General features: G+C 61.6%; 16 protein-coding genes. 3 read left to right on the top strand and 13 right to left on the bottom strand.

The genetic code is table 11. From position 1 onward, the window contains the following. Positions 1–12 precede the first annotated feature (12 nt). Complete coding sequence (locus H6P80_RS15960; RefSeq protein ID WP_185802407.1) at positions 13–624, top strand: NAD(P)-dependent oxidoreductase; 612 nt, start codon at positions 13–15, stop codon at positions 622–624. A gap of 32 nt (positions 625–656) precedes the next feature. Here the strand turns inward: H6P80_RS15960 and H6P80_RS15965 are convergent, their stop codons facing one another. The 3 genes from H6P80_RS15965 to H6P80_RS15975 all read right to left on the bottom strand — a co-directional run bounded on the left by H6P80_RS15965 (position 657) and on the right by H6P80_RS15975 (position 2,975). After that, positions 657–1,055: a response regulator transcription factor gene (locus tag H6P80_RS15965; RefSeq protein ID WP_185802408.1), complete on the bottom strand. Its 399-nt coding sequence runs from the start codon at positions 1,053–1,055 to the stop codon at positions 657–659. 130 nt (positions 1,056–1,185) lie between these two features. Then, the gene (locus tag H6P80_RS15970; RefSeq protein WP_185802409.1) at positions 1,186–2,061 is read right to left on the bottom strand and encodes an SDR family NAD(P)-dependent oxidoreductase; all 876 of its coding nucleotides are present in this window, start codon (positions 2,059–2,061) and stop codon (positions 1,186–1,188) included. Further along, positions 2,058–2,975, bottom strand: coding sequence for an SDR family NAD(P)-dependent oxidoreductase (locus H6P80_RS15975; RefSeq protein WP_185802410.1), 918 nt, complete (start codon positions 2,973–2,975; stop codon positions 2,058–2,060). The genes H6P80_RS15970 and H6P80_RS15975 overlap by 4 nt, the downstream gene beginning before the upstream one ends. A gap of 137 nt (positions 2,976–3,112) precedes the next feature. On the opposite strand from H6P80_RS15975, the gene H6P80_RS15980 reads away from it, so the two are divergent. Continuing rightward, a complete protein-coding gene (locus tag H6P80_RS15980) occupies positions 3,113–3,925 on the top strand; it encodes a helix-turn-helix transcriptional regulator (RefSeq protein WP_185802411.1) in 813 nt (270 codons plus the stop codon). Between the two features lie 92 nt (positions 3,926–4,017). Then, positions 4,018–5,157 carry a cobalamin-independent methionine synthase II family protein gene (locus H6P80_RS15985; protein ID WP_185802412.1) on the top strand — a complete coding sequence of 380 codons (1,140 nt, stop codon included), beginning with the start codon at positions 4,018–4,020 and terminating at the stop codon, positions 5,155–5,157. Here the strand turns inward: H6P80_RS15985 and H6P80_RS15990 are convergent, their stop codons facing one another. The 10 genes from H6P80_RS15990 to H6P80_RS16035 all read right to left on the bottom strand — a co-directional run bounded on the left by H6P80_RS15990 (position 5,158) and on the right by H6P80_RS16035 (position 15,797). Continuing rightward, complete coding sequence (locus tag H6P80_RS15990; RefSeq protein ID WP_185802413.1) at positions 5,158–6,747, bottom strand: FAD-binding oxidoreductase; 1,590 nt, start codon at positions 6,745–6,747, stop codon at positions 5,158–5,160. It abuts the gene before it with no gap. A 30-nt stretch (positions 6,748–6,777) separates the two neighbouring features. Further along, positions 6,778–7,875 (bottom strand): aromatic ring-hydroxylating dioxygenase subunit alpha, encoded by a 1,098-nt coding sequence (locus H6P80_RS15995; RefSeq protein WP_185802414.1) that lies wholly within the window; start codon positions 7,873–7,875, stop codon positions 6,778–6,780. 89 nt (positions 7,876–7,964) lie between these two features. Next, positions 7,965–9,203, bottom strand: a complete 1,239-nt coding sequence (locus H6P80_RS16000; protein WP_185802415.1) for an MFS transporter — start codon at positions 9,201–9,203, stop codon at positions 7,965–7,967. Positions 9,204–9,262: 59 nt separating this feature from the next. Continuing rightward, complete coding sequence (locus H6P80_RS16005; protein ID WP_185802416.1) at positions 9,263–9,694, bottom strand: nuclear transport factor 2 family protein; 432 nt, start codon at positions 9,692–9,694, stop codon at positions 9,263–9,265. Positions 9,695–9,699: 5 nt separating this feature from the next. Further along, entirely contained in the window at positions 9,700–10,422 is a 723-nt protein-coding gene (locus tag H6P80_RS16010) for a nuclear transport factor 2 family protein (protein ID WP_185802417.1), read from the bottom strand. A 29-nt stretch (positions 10,423–10,451) separates the two neighbouring features. After that, on the bottom strand, positions 10,452–11,867 hold the full coding sequence (locus H6P80_RS16015) for an MFS transporter (RefSeq protein WP_185802418.1): 1,416 nt from the start codon (positions 11,865–11,867) through the stop codon (positions 10,452–10,454). A gap of 129 nt (positions 11,868–11,996) precedes the next feature. Further along, positions 11,997–13,388 (bottom strand): syringate O-demethylase, encoded by a 1,392-nt coding sequence (gene desA, locus H6P80_RS16020; protein ID WP_185802419.1) that lies wholly within the window; start codon positions 13,386–13,388, stop codon positions 11,997–11,999. A gap of 167 nt (positions 13,389–13,555) precedes the next feature. Then, positions 13,556–14,338, bottom strand: a complete 783-nt coding sequence (locus H6P80_RS16025; RefSeq protein WP_185802420.1) for a glycosyltransferase family 2 protein — start codon at positions 14,336–14,338, stop codon at positions 13,556–13,558. Then, the gene (locus H6P80_RS16030; RefSeq protein ID WP_185802421.1) at positions 14,338–15,246 is read right to left on the bottom strand and encodes a Gfo/Idh/MocA family protein; all 909 of its coding nucleotides are present in this window, start codon (positions 15,244–15,246) and stop codon (positions 14,338–14,340) included. Before H6P80_RS16030 ends, H6P80_RS16025 begins: the two co-directional genes overlap by 1 nt. Then, positions 15,243–15,797, bottom strand: a complete 555-nt coding sequence (locus tag H6P80_RS16035) for a dTDP-4-dehydrorhamnose 3,5-epimerase family protein (RefSeq protein WP_185802422.1) — start codon at positions 15,795–15,797, stop codon at positions 15,243–15,245. The genes H6P80_RS16030 and H6P80_RS16035 overlap by 4 nt, the downstream gene beginning before the upstream one ends. Between the last annotated feature and the right edge of the window lie 42 nt (positions 15,798–15,839).

Below are 15,839 nucleotides of genomic sequence, written 5' to 3' on the forward strand. Positions count from 1 at the left end.
AAGGAGAGGGCCATGAAAATCGCATTGATCGGAGCGACCGGAAATGTCGGCCAGCGGGTGATCGATGAGGCGCTGAGCCGAGGCCACGAAGTGACCGCGCTGGCACGGAGCGCCGACAAGCTCGACCCGCGCGAGGGCCTGAAACCCTTGGCGTTTGACCTCACCGAGGAGGAAAGCGCTCCCGCCGCGATCGCCGGGCATGATTGTGCTGTGCTTTCGGTGCGTTTCAACGGACTCGATTTCGAGCAGGTGCTGCGGGTGATCCGCAATTCCGGTGTGCCGCGCGTGCTGATCGTGGGCGGCGCGGCGTCGCTGGAGGCGGAACCGGGCAAGCAACTGATCGATCAGCCGGGGTTCCCGGATGAGATCAAGACCGAGGCCGAACCTGCGCGCCAAGCGCTCAACCGGCTGTACGAAGTGAAGGATATCGACTGGACCTTCCTGTCGCCTTCTGTCTTTTTCGGTCCCGGCGAACGGACCGGCAAATTTCGGCTCGGCAAGGACGCACTGCTGACCGCCGAGGACGGCAAGAGCCATATTTCATACGAGGACTATGCCGTGGCGCTGCTCGACGAGATCGAGAAACCCCAGCATAGTCGCGAGCGCTTCACTGTCGGTTATTAGTTCGCTGTCGTCCGCGCGTGACCGGAAAGGCGCTAGGCGCTCTCGGCTCTATTGCGCAACGAGCCACCGGGGCGCAGCATATTGTCCACATGCACCAGGAGCTCCGCGGGATCGAAGGGCTTGGTCAGGAAATCGTCGATACCCGTCAACATCGCCTTGAAGACATTATCCCGTTCCTTGCGGGCGGTCAGCATGATCAGCACGAGATCGGCATGAGCGGGGTTTGCGCGTAGTTTTTCCGCTACCTCGAACCCCGAGAGGACTGGCATCATCGCGTCGAGAACGGCTAGGTCGAAATCGCCGTTATCGGCGAGTTCGAGGGCGGCGGCGCCATCAAGGGCCAGTACGACGTCATGACCGCCGCTTTCGAGCTTTATACGTATGAATTCGCCCAGCAGCGGATCATCGTCCGCGACAAGAATCTTTGCCATAGTGACACCCGTTTCCAGTTATTGGTTGATGCGCGGCAAAAAAAAAGGGGGGGAGCCGCGCATTCTGGTGACACGAATAGTCTGAAAATCTTAATATTTCCGTGTCGGGTCGACCCGCCGTGACCCCGGCCTATTTCTTGCCGCCGGGGACGCCGCGTGCGACGCGCTTTTCATATTCGGGATCGTCTTCCGGCTTGGCGAGCGCCGCCATGACGTTGCCGTGAATGTCCTCCAGCATGTCGTGAAATTCCGGATAGGGGAGGATATAGAGCGCGTTCTCCTCGACGCCCTTCAGCACGTATCGCGCTAGCGTATCCGGTTCCATACCGACCGAGATAACGTCCTTCAGCCGTTTGAACACTTCGGGATCTGCGCCGTAATAGCCGGTGTTTTCGAGATGCTTGGGTCGAGTGAGCACGGCCTCGTGGATGTTCGAGTTGACTGCGCCGGGACACAGCATCGAGACGCCGACACTGCTATCCTTGAGGTCCATCGCCAGGCACTCGCAGAATCCGCGCACCGCCATCTTGGTCGTGCAGTAGATGCCTGTTCCGGGCAGCGCGACAAAGGCCGACATCGAGGCGGTCGTCACGATGTGGCAATCGTCGCCGCGTTCCAACATGCGCGGCAGGAAGGTGTGGACGCCGTTGATCACGCCGTAGAGGTTGACGTCGATCTGCCACTGCCAATCTTCGGGCGTGGCATCCTGCATCGGCCCGAAGATTGAAACCCCGGCCGTATTGAAGAGCAATTGTACCGGTCCAAGTTTCGCTTCAACCTCGTTCGCGGCTGCCGCATAGGCGTCGCGGTCCGTGATATCGAGTTGGACTGGCATCACCTCGACGCCCTTTTCCTCGAAATGCGCGATTGCCTGATCGAGATGGTCCTGCCGGATATCGGCGATCGCCACCTTGCAGCCGGCGTTCGCGAAAACCTGCGCCTGGCCGAAACCGACTCCCGATCCGCCGCCGGTGATGAAGGCGGTTTTACCCGCGACCTTGGTCATGCCTTCTCTCCCGTTTTTGCGATGAGTGTTTCGTCGAACACCGCGTTGGAAAGGAGGAAGGCGATCGCCTCGGCGCGCTCGGCGTTGATCGGTTCGTTCGGGATGGAGGCGAGGATCGCCTTGAAGCGCGTTTCCATGCCGGCGCGGAATTCCGGATGGGTGAGGATGTACAGATCGTTCGCGCGCATGCCGGCCAGAACGCGTTCGCCGACTTCCTCGATCGTCATCCAGAGGGGAGAATTGGGCCGCTTTTCAAGGTTTCGCTCGTGCTGCGCATAGCCGCTATTTTCGCGAAACTCTTCCGGGCGCAGTTCGCCGGATTGGGCGATCTTGGTCTGGACCGGGCCGGGAAGGAATGCCGAGACGCCGATATTATCGGCTTCCAGCTCACCGCGGATCGATTCCATCAGGCCGAGTGCCGCGGCCTTCGCGGTTGTGTAGATCGCCGCGCCGGGAATCGGGATCATTGCCGATTGCGAGGATGTGGCGACGATCTGTCCGCCCTCGCCGTGCGCCTTGATGCGCGGCAGGAAAGTAACGAGGCCGTTGATCACACCGCCGAGATTAACACCCAGCCCCCAGTCCCAATCGTCATAAGCGGCTTCGCTGACCGGTCCGCCGATGCCGATACCGGCATTGCCGATGAGCATATGAACCTTTCCGAACCGGACCTCGGCTGCGTCCGCCGCATCGTTGAACCCTTCGCGGTCGGTGACGTCCAGCAGCACCGTTTCGACCTGGCTATCGGCGTCGAGCCAGGCGGCGGCTTCGTCGAGCGAGTCGTCGCGAATATCGGCGATAACGACGTTGGCGCCCGCCGTGACAAGCGCGCGCGCGATGCCGAGCCCGATGCCGTTTGCGCCGCCGGTGATGAACGCGGTCTTGCCGTCCACTTCGGCCATAGGTGTGATCATGATGAGACTCCTCTCCTCGGCGGTCACGACTTTTTGCCGTTTTACCACAGACGATCCGCCATCCCCCTTTCTCGCAAATTGCTGTTGCCGCATGCAGTCCGGCGATTATTATAGTATCCAAAGTAACAGGGACAATAATGGCACGCCGAGAAGAACTCAGCCGATTTCTGAAATCCGTGCGGGCCAGGCTCGATCCCGGTGACCTGGGCCTTCCCGCGGGCGGGCGTCGCCGCGTTGCCGGCCTCAGGCGTGAAGAGGTCGCACTGCTCTCAGGCATGAGTGTGACCTGGTATACCTGGTTCGAACAGGGGCGCGAGGTCAAGCCTTCGGCGCCGATGCTCGAACGGCTGTGCAAGGCGTTGAAGCTCACCCAGGAAGAGCGCGAATATCTGTTTGCGCTCGCTCAGCATCGTCCACCCCCGCTCGCTTTGGCACCGGACGAAATGATCCGTCCGGCGGCGCAGCAGATGCTCGACAGCCTCACACTGCCGGCCGTGATCATCACCGAATATTGGGCGGTGATCGGCTGGAACGATATCGTGACCCGCATATTCCGGGACTATGCGAGCTATTCGGAGGCCGATCGCAATCTCTTCAAGATTCTGGTGCTCGGCGATGCCTATCGCGAAGACGAGCAGACCTTTCGCGATATGGTGCGCCGGCTGACGGCGCGCCTCAAATGGGATTACAGCCGCGCGGCCAATGCGGAGTTTTTCGAAGGGCTGATCGAGGAAATGAGCGAGAAATCGGAAATGTTTCGCGAATATTGGGCGCTGCCGGATGTCGTTGCCCATTTTGAAGGCGTCCACTCGCTCGATGTCGAAGGTGTCGGCCCGATCGCCTTTCACCACACATCCTATGCACTTGAGGAAGTGCCGGGCCAGCGGCTGGTAATCTACACGCCGAACGATCCCGAAAGTGCCAAAAAGCTCAAAAAGCTGACCAAGTGATTGGCAGGTACTAATAATACCAGCATGTGTTGATCCCTTTCCCCTGTGGAGCGGCCACGGCATCACCGGGGCGGAGAGACTGAGAGGATATCATGGAAATCGCGACCACCCATGTCGGCAGCCTGCCGCGCGGCGTCGAACTGACCCCGTTGTTGCTCGCCCGCGACCACGGCGAGGACTATGATGCCGATGCGTTCGAGCGGGCCGTCCAGGCGGCCATCGACGATGCCGTGACCAGGCAATTGGAGGCCGGCGTGTCGATCCTATCCGACGGCGAACTCGGCAAGGTAGGCTATTCGACCTATGTCACCGAGCGGCTTTCCGGTTTCGGCGGTCATGCGGACCGCATGCCGGCAAAGGATCTCGCGCCGCTTCCCGAACTCCGCAAGAAACTCGCCGCGATCATGGGTAGCCAGGAATTCACGCGCGCCCAATGTATCGGTGAGGTGAAACTTGTAAATTCGGAACCGGCCCAAGACGATATCCGCCGGCTGACGGTGGCGCTCGACGAGGCCGAGGCGGCGGCGGGCACACGGCCCCGGGCTTTCATGAATGCAGCCTCTCCGGGGCTGATCACCGCCTTCCAGCTGAACAGATATTATCCCAGCCACGAGGCTTATCTGGCCGATCTCGTCGATGCGATGCGGCCCGAATATGAGGCGATCGTTGGGGCCGGGTTCGATCTGCAGCTCGATTGTCCCGATCTCGCGATGTCACGGCACACGGGATACCAGTCGGCGAGCGAGGAGGAATTCCTTGCGATCGCCGAGGCCAATGTCGAAGCGATGAACGCCGCGACCGCGAATATCCCGCCCGAAAAGCTGCGCATGCATATCTGCTGGGGCAATTATGAAGGACCGCACGATCACGACATCCCGCTCGAAAAGATCGTCCACATCGTCCTGAAGGCGCGGCCGACGACGATCCTGTTCGAAGCCGCCAATCCCCGGCACGAGCATGAATGGGTGGTCTGGAGCGATGCGAAGCTGCCCGAGGAGAAAATCCTTGCGCCCGGGCTGATCGATACCTGTTCGAACTATGTCGAACATCCCGAATTGATCGCCCAGCGGCTGGGACATTTTCTCGACATTGCCGGGCCGGATCGCGTGATCGCGAGCACCGATTGCGGCTTCGGCACCTTTGCGGGCTATGGCAAGATCGATCCCGCCGTCGCCTGGATGAAGCTGAAGGTACTGCGCGAAGGCACGGATATCGCCGCCGCGCGGCTTTAGCTATTTATTGCGCGCCGCCGGATCGCGAAGCGCTGCGGGCCAGATACCCTGCTTGCCGGGCGCGAGAATGCCGTTGGGATCGAGCGCGTCTTTCAGCGTTTCATGCACCCGCCGGGAGGCGTGGCCGCCGAAATCATATTGGTCGGCAACGAGGTCCATGAAATCGAGATGCGCGCGATACTCGCCGAAGCCGAGCTTGGCCGCGGGTTCGACGAGTGCCTTGCAGGCGTCATAGGCCGCCTGGGTCTGCTCCGCGTCCTTCATGTCGAACACAACCAGCGCGACGTGGATCAACGTCCGCCCGCTGGCGATGCAGGCGGCGCTGTAATCGAGGCCCTTCGCTTCGAGCTTGGCACGCACAAGGTCGCGCAAGGTCGCCATGTCGCGTCCGGTCACCGGCAGCACCGACGAAAAGCCGATATGGCCGCCTTCCTCGCCGCCATACCATTTGGTCATCTGGTTGAGGTCGTTGCTGGGGATACCAGCCTGAACCCGCTCGTGCGGATTCTCCAATTCGGGAAGGTTCGCCGCGTCATATTTGTTGAAGCTGATCGCGATGCTGGAAATGTGCGCGAACGCCTGTTCGACGATTTCGCGCTGCCGGTCGATGATGCCGTCGCGGCCGTAGAGTGCAAATCGCATGACCCAGCGGCCCAGCCCGGGCTGTTCGGCGATCCGGTCGATGACCGTATCGGGCATCGGGTCCTTGCCCTCATACCAGTCTTTGCGCTCGGTGACAGCAGAAGCCGCGCACACCGCGTTGTAGATCATCGGCTGGTTGGGAATGACGCCCTCGATGAGCAGCGGCCGCAGCGCGTCGATCATGGCCGGAAAATCCTCTTCCTTCCCGACCGTCAGCCAGCCCGGCATATAGCATTCGGGCCGGGGCATCAGCCAGACGCCCATCTTGGTGACGATGCCCAGGCTCGATTGCATGAAGATTCCGTCGAGGCTCGGACCGAAGCCGCGCTTGTGGACCTGCCAGGCTTTGTTGCCCTGCATCGCGCCCATGCCGGTGCGCAACAGCGAGCCGTCCGGCAGCACAACCTCCATGCCGCACTGGTGGGCGACATGATCGCCGGTCGGTGTATAGCCGACGCCATGGTCGCAGGTGTTGCCGATCACGCTCCCCCAACCAAGATCGGGAACCGACATCCACAGCTTCGCGCCTGAAGTCTGGATTGCATCGTAGAGATCGAAAAAACGTACGCCGGGCTCGATCAGCGCAAAGGCCGATTCCTCGTCTATATCGATGACGCGGTTCAATCGGCGCAAGTTAAGGACAACCGATCCGGCGATACGCGGGGCGGCTCCGCCATAGCCGTTATTGCGCCCCTGTGAACTCGTCCAGAGCGGGATCTTGTGTTCGTTGGCGAGACGGACGATTGCCTGCACCTGCTCCACCGAATTGGGTTGCAGTGCCGCTGAGGGAAGGAAGTCCTGCCAATCGGACGGCGCAAAGGGATCGCGAAACTCGGCCGCCGCCGTTGGTGTAGGATGGAATCCTTCGGCGTCCAACACGGCCTCAAACGCAGCAAGCCCGCGTTCGAACTGGGTGGCGCTCAGCCAAGCGGGCTTGCACTCTGCCATGTCATTCTCCCGATAGATTCGCGGTGAAGGCTATTCAGCGGCGATCCGGCTAGCGCCGCTGTCCTGCTGCTCTTCCTCGATCAGCCGGGCGAGCGTGCGGCGGGCGCGGACACCGCCGGAATCGCCGGTCAGCACGACCGGTTCGAGATCCCAGAGATCCTTGCCGGCCATCTGGCGATGGGCATTGCGGATGATCGGCATGTCCTCCTCTTCGAAGGCGGCGGTCAGGATGCCGTGCATCAGATCGCTGAACTCGGTGTCGCCGAGCCGATAGTCGCGCGCGACCGCCCACACATAGTGGGTGGTGTCCCGGGTTTCGGGGGTGAAGGCGTGGAGCGAGGGCAGGGCGATCATCGCTTCGCGCGGAGTGCCGACATCGCCGGCGCGATAATCCAGAAACAGCGTGGCCGGCGCGTCCCAGCGCACCCCGCACCAGAAATCCTGTTTGACGCCGACCCGGCCGAGCAGGCCGCCGATACCGTCTGAGAGATAATCGTCGGGCTGGTCATATTCGGCCCAGACGGTGTCGCTTTCGGTGCGGAAGCTGCGCTTGCCGGTGGTCCAGACATCGGCGGCCAGCGCCGGGTGGACGAAATTGGCGTGGCCGAGATCGAGAATATTGTCGCTGTACAGTTCGTAATGGCCCTCGGCATGGGCGGTGCCGCGCACGGCCTCCCATGCGGGATTCGCGAGCCAGGCGAAATCGGGGATAGCGCTTTCGTCGGCGAGCGCCGGATCGCCCATCCAGATCCACAGCAGATTGTATTTCTCGACAAACGGATAGCGGTGGACCGAAACGCGCGGCACGACGCCTTTCTCGTGCGGATTGAAGACGCAGGTGCCGGTGCCGTCGAAGCGCAGGCCATGATAGGGGCATTCGAGCTGGTCACCGACCATCTTGCCATGGCCGAGCGGAGCAAACCGGTGCGGGCAGCGGCCGCCGATGGCATGCGCCGTGCCGTCTTCGTCGCGGAACATTGCAACCGGTTCTTCAAGCAAGACCTTCTGCTGCGGTTCTTGGCCCAGCCCGTCGGCCCAGTCGGCGACGTACCAGCAGTTGCGCAAATAGGTGCCGCGCTCTTCATCGCTTTGCGGCAGCTTGCAGACTTCTCTCCCTGCGTCCGTCACGGCATCGCTCCCTTCCTCCGGAACTCTATCATATCGGCATTGTCGACAGGGGGGCTGGAATGTGGATAGGTTTCGCCTTGTGAAATCTCCTAAGTCCGCTTCCGCACCTTCGCGGGCGCCGTCTCTTTCAGTCCCGTGGCGATGAGGCCGGCGACGACAGCGAGGCCGATCATGACCCAGAGGAAGGTATCCATCCCGAAAGCGTCGTTGAGCGACCCAGCAATCGGTGGGCCCAAAACGCCGCCGAGTATCTCGCACGACCCCATCGCGAGCCCCAAGACTGTCGCGTGATGACGTGCATCGACGGATTCTGACGGAATGGTCGCCATGTAGAGGGGGAAGATGCCGACCACGCCCCAGCCGACAAAGAAGATCGCCGCGAGCGCCAATGCCGAGCCGTTGAAGAAGAGCGCGGCCAGGGGCAGCAAGACGGCGATAAACGGCATCGCGATCATTACCGGCTTACGGCCGATCTTGTCCGAAATTCCGGAAATGGCGAAACTGCCGATGGTAGCCGAAATGCCGAGCGTACCGATGATCCAGCTCATCGTCGTTTCGTCGAACCCGCGCGTCTGGGCGAGATAAAGCGGCAAGAAGGCCCAGGTGATCACGAAGAAGGCCACGAGCAGCACGCCCATCGCCACGCAGATCCAGATGTTGCGAACCTTGAGCGCATCGAGGATGGACATGCGGTCCGCATCGTCGGCGGGCTTGGGCGGGGCCGCCGGTTCGTCGAGCATGAACCAGATGACAAACGCGCTGATGATACCCGGGACGCCGGCGAGGAAGAAGGCGGAGCGCCAGCCAAAGGCTTCTGCGAACGCAATAAGGACGACCGGCGCGAGGAAGGACCCCAGCAGGTTGGAGCCGAGATTCTGGCCGATGCCCATCGCCATACCCCGCCGCTCGGGCGACACTTCGGTTGCGATCATCGCGTGGCTGATTGGCATGACCCCGCCCTCTGCAGCCCCCATAAGCAGGCGGGCGCCCAGCAGCAGGGCGAAAGAGGAAGCGATGCCTGTCAGGAAGGAGCAAAGCGAGAAGGCGAGCGTCGCGAGGACGAGGAGAAGCTTGCGGTTGCCCAGCGTGTCGGAAAGTTTGCCGATCCCGAAGGCTGCGAGCGCCCAGGTGAAGGAGAGGCCGCCCGCGATGATGCCGATCTGGGTGTTGGTCAGCGAGAGTTCGGGCTGTACGAACGGCATCAGCACGTTGAGCGCCTGCCGGTCGAAGAAGACGATGCCGAAATTCAGACTTAACAGCGATACCAGGACAATCTGGTAGCCGCTGGATCGCCGTGCAGGCGCTACGCCCGCCGCTTCGCTTGCCATGGACCTAGTCTCCTCTCGGGATGCTTCCGCTTTTCGAAATATTCATCTCGCCTGCCAATTCACATCTTCCTGAAACTGAGCTCGCCGCGCCGTTCCGTGAACCGCCAGCCCTTGTCCGTCAGCCGGAAGCGGTCGCTATAGGTGCCTACCAGCGGCGCGGCGTCGGGAACGGGCAGACCGCCATCTTCGGCCGCGCTGCCGGTAAACAGCAGGATGAGGCTTTGCGCGCTCGCTTCATCCGCATTCTCGGCCGTGACGACGATGTTCGCACAGACATGCCGGCTGATCCGGGGGGGGCGTGCCGTGAAGGCGGCGTACAGCGCGTCGTGGCCGACGATCGGATCGTCGGGCGCCGTGGGACGGGTCATCAGCCCGTCCTCCGCATAGAGTGCTACGATCTCGTCCCAGCGCGCCTCGTCGGTCAGCAGCGCATAGAGATTGATGAGCCGCGTACACTCCCATTCGATGGCGATCCGGTCGTCACGGTTCATGGCGGCTAGTCCTTATAGCCTTCGCGCGCCCGGCTGTTATCGGCTTCGATCGGCTTGCCGGTTACCGGGTGCGGATAATGGAAGGGAACGATGTCGGTCGCGGGCCAGAGCCGCGGCGCCGGATCGATCAGTTCATCGGGGCCGAGCGGGTCTTCGGGATAGGTCTCGGTCGACATCGGGATGAAATCGACCGGCGTTTTCGCCCAGCCATCCTCGAACGTGCCATGCCAGAAAGGGTAGTAAGCGAGGCGGGCGAGTTTCCAGACGCCGTCGTCGCGGACATAGCGGTTTTCGTACATGCCGCCTTCCCACCAGGCCATGCGCATATCGCCCTCGGCGCTTTCGTGGAGACCCGCCTGCATCATGGATCGCCCGCGCGCCTTGGCGGTCTTGCGATCATCGGCAACGTCGATGACCATCTGCAGCTGGGGGTGATCAAGCAGCCAGCCATAGCGCGGGCCATTGTGCCCCTGAGTGAAGCTATTCTGGAACTTCTCGATATAGAGGCGCTTCACGCCGGCCTTGCCCTTGTAGATGCCGCCCATGAACCAGACCTCGGCATCGTCGGCGAACAGGTCGACGCATTCGTTATACTGCGATTTATCGATGAAATAGCCATAGGTATATTGGAGGCGGCGGATCTGGTTCACATCCTGCTCGATGCCGAGCTGGTGCTCGAGATCGTCGATGCGTCTCGCAAGCTGTTCGATTGTCGGCTGGTCGGTCACGGGAGATGCTCCTGCTGTGAGATTGAGGGTTAGCGGCCGAGCGCTTCGAGCCTTTCCACTTCCAGGCGATAGGGCCGCATCGCGCGGAACATCAGGAAACAGGCGGTGGGAAGAAGGATCGCCGCGGTGATCACCAGGGTTTCGCGGAGTTTCTCCGGATCGCCGATCACATATTCCGAGACAAGGCCGATCACGAAGCTGCCCATCGCGCCGAAAAAGGTGAACATGAAAAGATAGAAGGCCGTCACCTGCCCGCGCATCGCATTCGGCGCAACGCGTTGGACTGCTGCGTTTTGCGGCACCGCACCGGCGAGCCCGAACATCGCGCCGAAGCCGAAGGCGATCATCGATCCCCATCCGGTCGGGGCAAGCAGCGCCACCATGGTGCTGATCGTGGTGCCGCAAAAAAAGATGAACGCGGCGCGGACATTGGCGTCCTTATACCGTTTGCCTAACCATTCGACGAGCGTGCCGCCGAGGACCAGTCCGGCCAGCGATCCGGTGAGCACTGTGATGGCGATGGCGCCGCCGATCTCCGCCTCGTTCCATCCGAACTCCCGGATCATGAACGGAATGCGCCAGAAGGCGAGGCCGAAACTTTCGGTCGCGCTGAGCGCCAGCGCCGCGAACAACGGATAATAGACCTTGCCATTGGCGTGGATCGCCTTGGCTGCGTCCAATCCCATAAAGGTCAGGACCTTGCGTCCGATGCTCGCATCCTTGGGTATCTGGATCGCATCGGCGGTCGGCGCGAAACGCGCGGGTTCCTTGACCGTCAGGAACAGCAGCGAGGCGAGGAAGGCGGGCGTGGCGATCCAGATCAATATCCACTGCCATCCGAATATTCGCAGCCCCATGAAGGTGGAGGGCTCCCAGGTCGAAACCATCACGATCAGATAACCGCCTACCAATGGCCCCAGCGTCGTGCCGCCGATAAAGCCGAATTGCAGCAGCGCGAAGGCGCGGGTGATGATCTTGGGCGGAAAGGCATCGGCGATCAGCGAATAGGAGGAGGGCGCATGAGCAGACCCTCCGGCGGCGAGAAACACCCTGCTGCCGACGAACTGGACGAAGGTCTGGGCAATGCCGCCGAGCGCGGTCACGATGCCGACCACGGCGACGCCGCCTGAGAGAACATATTTGCGCGGCCAGATATCGGCGAGGCGCGCTAGCGGTATGCCGACGAACAGATAGCAGATGATGCTCGCGGGGCCGGCGAGGAAGCCGAGCTGCGCATCGGTCAGGCCGAAATCCGTCTTGATGCGTTCGGCTAGCATTCCGAATACGACCTGGTCGAAAAAGGTGACGAAGGTTGCGAAGACGATGACGAACAGCGCCCAATATCGCGCCGGTGCCGACGGCCATTCCTTTTCAGGGGCAGTTTGCGCGACACCTTCGCGGCTCGCTTCGATTTTCGCGGCTTGGCCGCCTGGCGCTATTGCCATCCTACTCCTCCCACTGGCGCGGGTCTTTTGGCGACCCGTCATATTTCGATAGTATGCATAGCAAACAAAAAGGGCGGCGCAATCATGATTGCGCCGCCCTAGAGGGGATGGGGCCCTTTCGGGCAGCCGTTAGGCCCGCTTGCGCCAGCCTGTATCGGTGTAAACTTCGCGGACCGTGTCGACATAGGGAACCGGCGCGACGACGGCCTTGATCTCGGCCTGCTCATGGCGTTCGACCGCGGGCTTTGCGGTCCCGCCATCTTCCTCGCCCCAGACAAAGGTCACCTCCGTGCCGGGTTCTGCATATTCCGCATCAAGGATGGCCAAGGTCAGCATCTTGCGCTCGTTGGAGCTGTAGCCGACCCAGGTCGAAACGCCGACATTCTTGCCGTCGGCCATCACCGCATCATAGGGGTGCATCGAATAGACGGCCGAGGGGAATTCCATGAATTTGGCCCGGTCGCCGCGTTCGAGCTGCGATCCGATACAGTTGAGAACATCCTGATTGTCGAGCGCCAGGGTCACCTTCTTGCGGTGCGGGCCTTCGGCCATGGCTTCGAGGGCTTCCTTGCCGATGAAGTCGTGATCGAACTTCACGAACGGGCCGTATCCGATGTCCCAGGGCGTGAGATAATAGTCCTCGATATTGTCGGACGCGAAGCTGCCGCCGATCGAGGCGTTGGCTTCGTAGCAATCGGCGGGAAGCCATTCGCGATAGGCTTGCATGCCGGGGCTCGTATAGACGGCGGGCATCGGCGAGGGGATCCAACCCGATTCGAGGGTGTTCGAGGAATAAGCGCGGCCGCCGACCTGTTTGAGGCCGAATTCCTCGCCGGCTTCGACGAGCGCGGCCTTCACGGCTTCACCGTCGGCATAGGGGCCGTAAAGCTCGAAGCCAGGCTGGCCGGCCATGCCGTGGCGCAGCGCGCCGACCTGTTTGCCGGCGATCGTCATCGTCGTCATGTTGAAGAATTTGAGTTCCGGCGGCGTCTGCCCAAGCACCTTTTCCATGGTCTTCATCGCGTTGGGACCCTGGATCTGGTAGCGGTAGCTCTTGCGGTTGAACGGATCCGGGCGCGCGGCAGAGCGCTCGTCGAGCGTCACCTTGACGTCCCAGTCGCCGGTTTCGGCATGGAAGCGGACCCAGTTCAGGACGGGAATACGACCGACGAGGTTGAAGGTGTTCTCGGCCAGGTAGAAGAGGATGACGTCGCCGATCACATAGCCTTCGGGGCTGCACGGAACGAATTGCTTGGCCTTGTCGACCGTGAAATTCTTGAAGCTGTTGATGCCAAGATAGCTGAGCATTTCGAACGCGCCCGGCCCTTCGACCAGCAGGTCCGCCATATGGTAGGACTGGTCGAACAGGACGCAGGTTTCCTGCCAGCCCTTCTGCTCGTCGCGCCAGTTGGAAAATTCCGGAGGGACGCCCGGATAGACGTTCGGCCCGGCGGGCAGGTTGCGAAGCATATGCGCCGTACCGCCGGCGGCGTCGAGAACGGATTGAAGGCTGTCAGCCATGACGTTTCTTTCCTCTCCTGTGGCCCACCTTGGGGCGAGATGGTTGACCCCTGTTTCGGGGCTGATCGGATGCAAAATGTCCGTGGAAACAGGTGGGCGCCAGTTTCCGAAATACACTAGTATAAAAACCAATAGAAAGACGGTGTTCCGCCTGTAAACAGGGAGTTTTATGCTTTCCTGTTACTATCGATTTCGGTTCTCAGAGCGTGAAGCGAGGCTGAATCGCGAAGCCTGGCGAGATATTCGCGATTCTCGGCGCACCTCTTTGCCATCGGCCAGGCGCGCCGTTGGGGCGTCGGGAAGCAAAGTGCGCCCGGCTGGTGGCGCGTTGCCATGCGGATATCGTCGCGGCGCAGGAACTTTCGCCACATGTAAAGATCGGTCCAGATGTCTTCGGGCGCGGGCGACCAGCCGGGTTCGAGCCGGTCATAGGCGGACCGGCGATAGCCGCAGGTCGTGGGACCGAAGAAATTATACTTCTCCGTGAGCATCCGTTCCCGCGTTTCCGGCAAAGCCAAGTCGTCACGCAATGCTTCGAAACGGCCGCGCGTTCCGACTTGAACCTGGATCAGATTGCCGAAGTCCGCATTCGCAAGCAATTTGGCCATCTCTTCGAGATGATCGGGAAACCATAAATCGTCGTCGGCGATCTGGCAGATCATCGCGCCCCGGCTTTCTTCCCGGAGAATCGTATCGCGATGTGCTTCGCCGTGACGCGCCCCCTTGGGGAAGGCCCGCACACTTATCCGCCGATCTTGCCGGGCGAGGCGCCGTGCTTCCGCGACGGTTTCGTCCGGCGCGCCGTCGCACAGGATGAAGAGTTCGAAGCGTTGTTCGCTTTGCGTGCGCACGCTCTCCAACGCGAACGGTAGCAGATCGGGTGGGCGGTGGATCGGCAGCAGGATCGTGAAAAGCGGTGGCTCCCTGCGCCTGAGGAACCGCCCGAACATCAGAGTGCCGCCTCGATCTCCGCGATCCGCTCGACGATCTCGGCGCCCCGGGCGGCGGAGCCGAGCGGCGGTGGACCGCCGGCGATGAAGCCGAGAAAGCCTTCTATCTCGTCATAAAGCGGCATCGATTCGGTAAACGGAATGCCGAACACTTCTTGATCGGGTTGGCCGACCGGTCCGCGCCGCCAGAACAATTCTGTGTCATAGCCGCCGCGCAATTCCAGCATCCCGCTGTCGCCGATCGCGGTCACTTTCCGTGCATGCTCGGTGCTGGCGACGCCTATGTCGAGAATCGCCGAGATGCCGCTGGAGCTTGTCATCCGGGCGATCGCACCGAGTCTCTTGTCGGCAGGCACTACCGGCCATGCGGTGTCGAGCGCGGGCAGTTCGTCGATCAGCGTGTCGATAATCGCCAGATCATGCGGCGCGAGAATCCAGAGCGGATCGACATCGGCATAGCCATGGCCCTTGCTCCAGCGCTGTAGGCGCAACGTGCGAAGTGCGCCGATGGTGCCGGCATCGATCTGCCGGCGTAGTTCCTGGATGCCGTGGTGATAACGCCACTTGTCCATCACGAAGAGTTGCCCGTCGTCCATTGCCGCCAATCGGCGCGCGCTCTCGACATCGGCAGTCAGCGGCTTTTCGACGAAAATCGGCTTTCCGGTCGGCATCAGCGCCTCGACGATCCTGCCATGGGTCGTCGTCGGCGTGACGATGACATAGCCGTCCATATCCGGAAGGTTAGCGATATCCGGGATTACCGACGTCGCGCCCGTCTCCCGCGCGATCGCGCAATGGCCGGGATCGGCGCACACAACATGAACCTCCGCGCCGCAGGCGAGAAGATCGCGGAGGACGAATTTCCCCCAGCGGCCGCAGCCAATCTGTCCGATTTTTGGCGCGCTCATTCGCTTAGTCCGGCGACGTCCAGCAATTGTGCAAGGCTCCCCGCGTCGGTGTCGCGTTCGGACAGGATCGGATCGTCGGCTGGCCAGTCGATCCCGAGCCCGGGTTCGTTCCAACGGCAGCCCAGTTCGTCGGTCCGGTCGAAATCGAAATCGACGCCGTAAATATGGATCGATGGCACCGGAAAATAAAAGCCATGGGCGACCCCCACGGGAATGGCGATCATGGCAGGGCTGTCAGCGGGCATACGGACGATGGCACCGGTTCCGTGGGTCGGCGAGGAAGGGCGCAGGTCGGAAAGGCCGAGCAGCATCTCTCCCTGCAACACGGTGAGGATGTCCTCATGTTTCAGATGGAGATGAACGCCGCGCATGACATTGGCGGCGGAATGCACGACATTCCATTGAACAGGCGTGTTGCTGCCAATGCTCCAGCTTTTACGATAAATCTCGGTCAGGTCGCCGCGACTATCGGCATGGGTGATGAGCGACTTGGCGACGACGCCCGAAATCGGCGTCGCGGCGGCATCGGCGAAGGCCTCGATTTCCAGCATACGCGATCCTTAACCCGATGCCGGTTGCCTAGTCGAGACTCA

It is taken from the genome of Parasphingopyxis marina (assembly GCF_014237875.1).
Lineage (GTDB): Bacteria > Pseudomonadota > Alphaproteobacteria > Sphingomonadales > Sphingomonadaceae > Parasphingopyxis > Parasphingopyxis marina.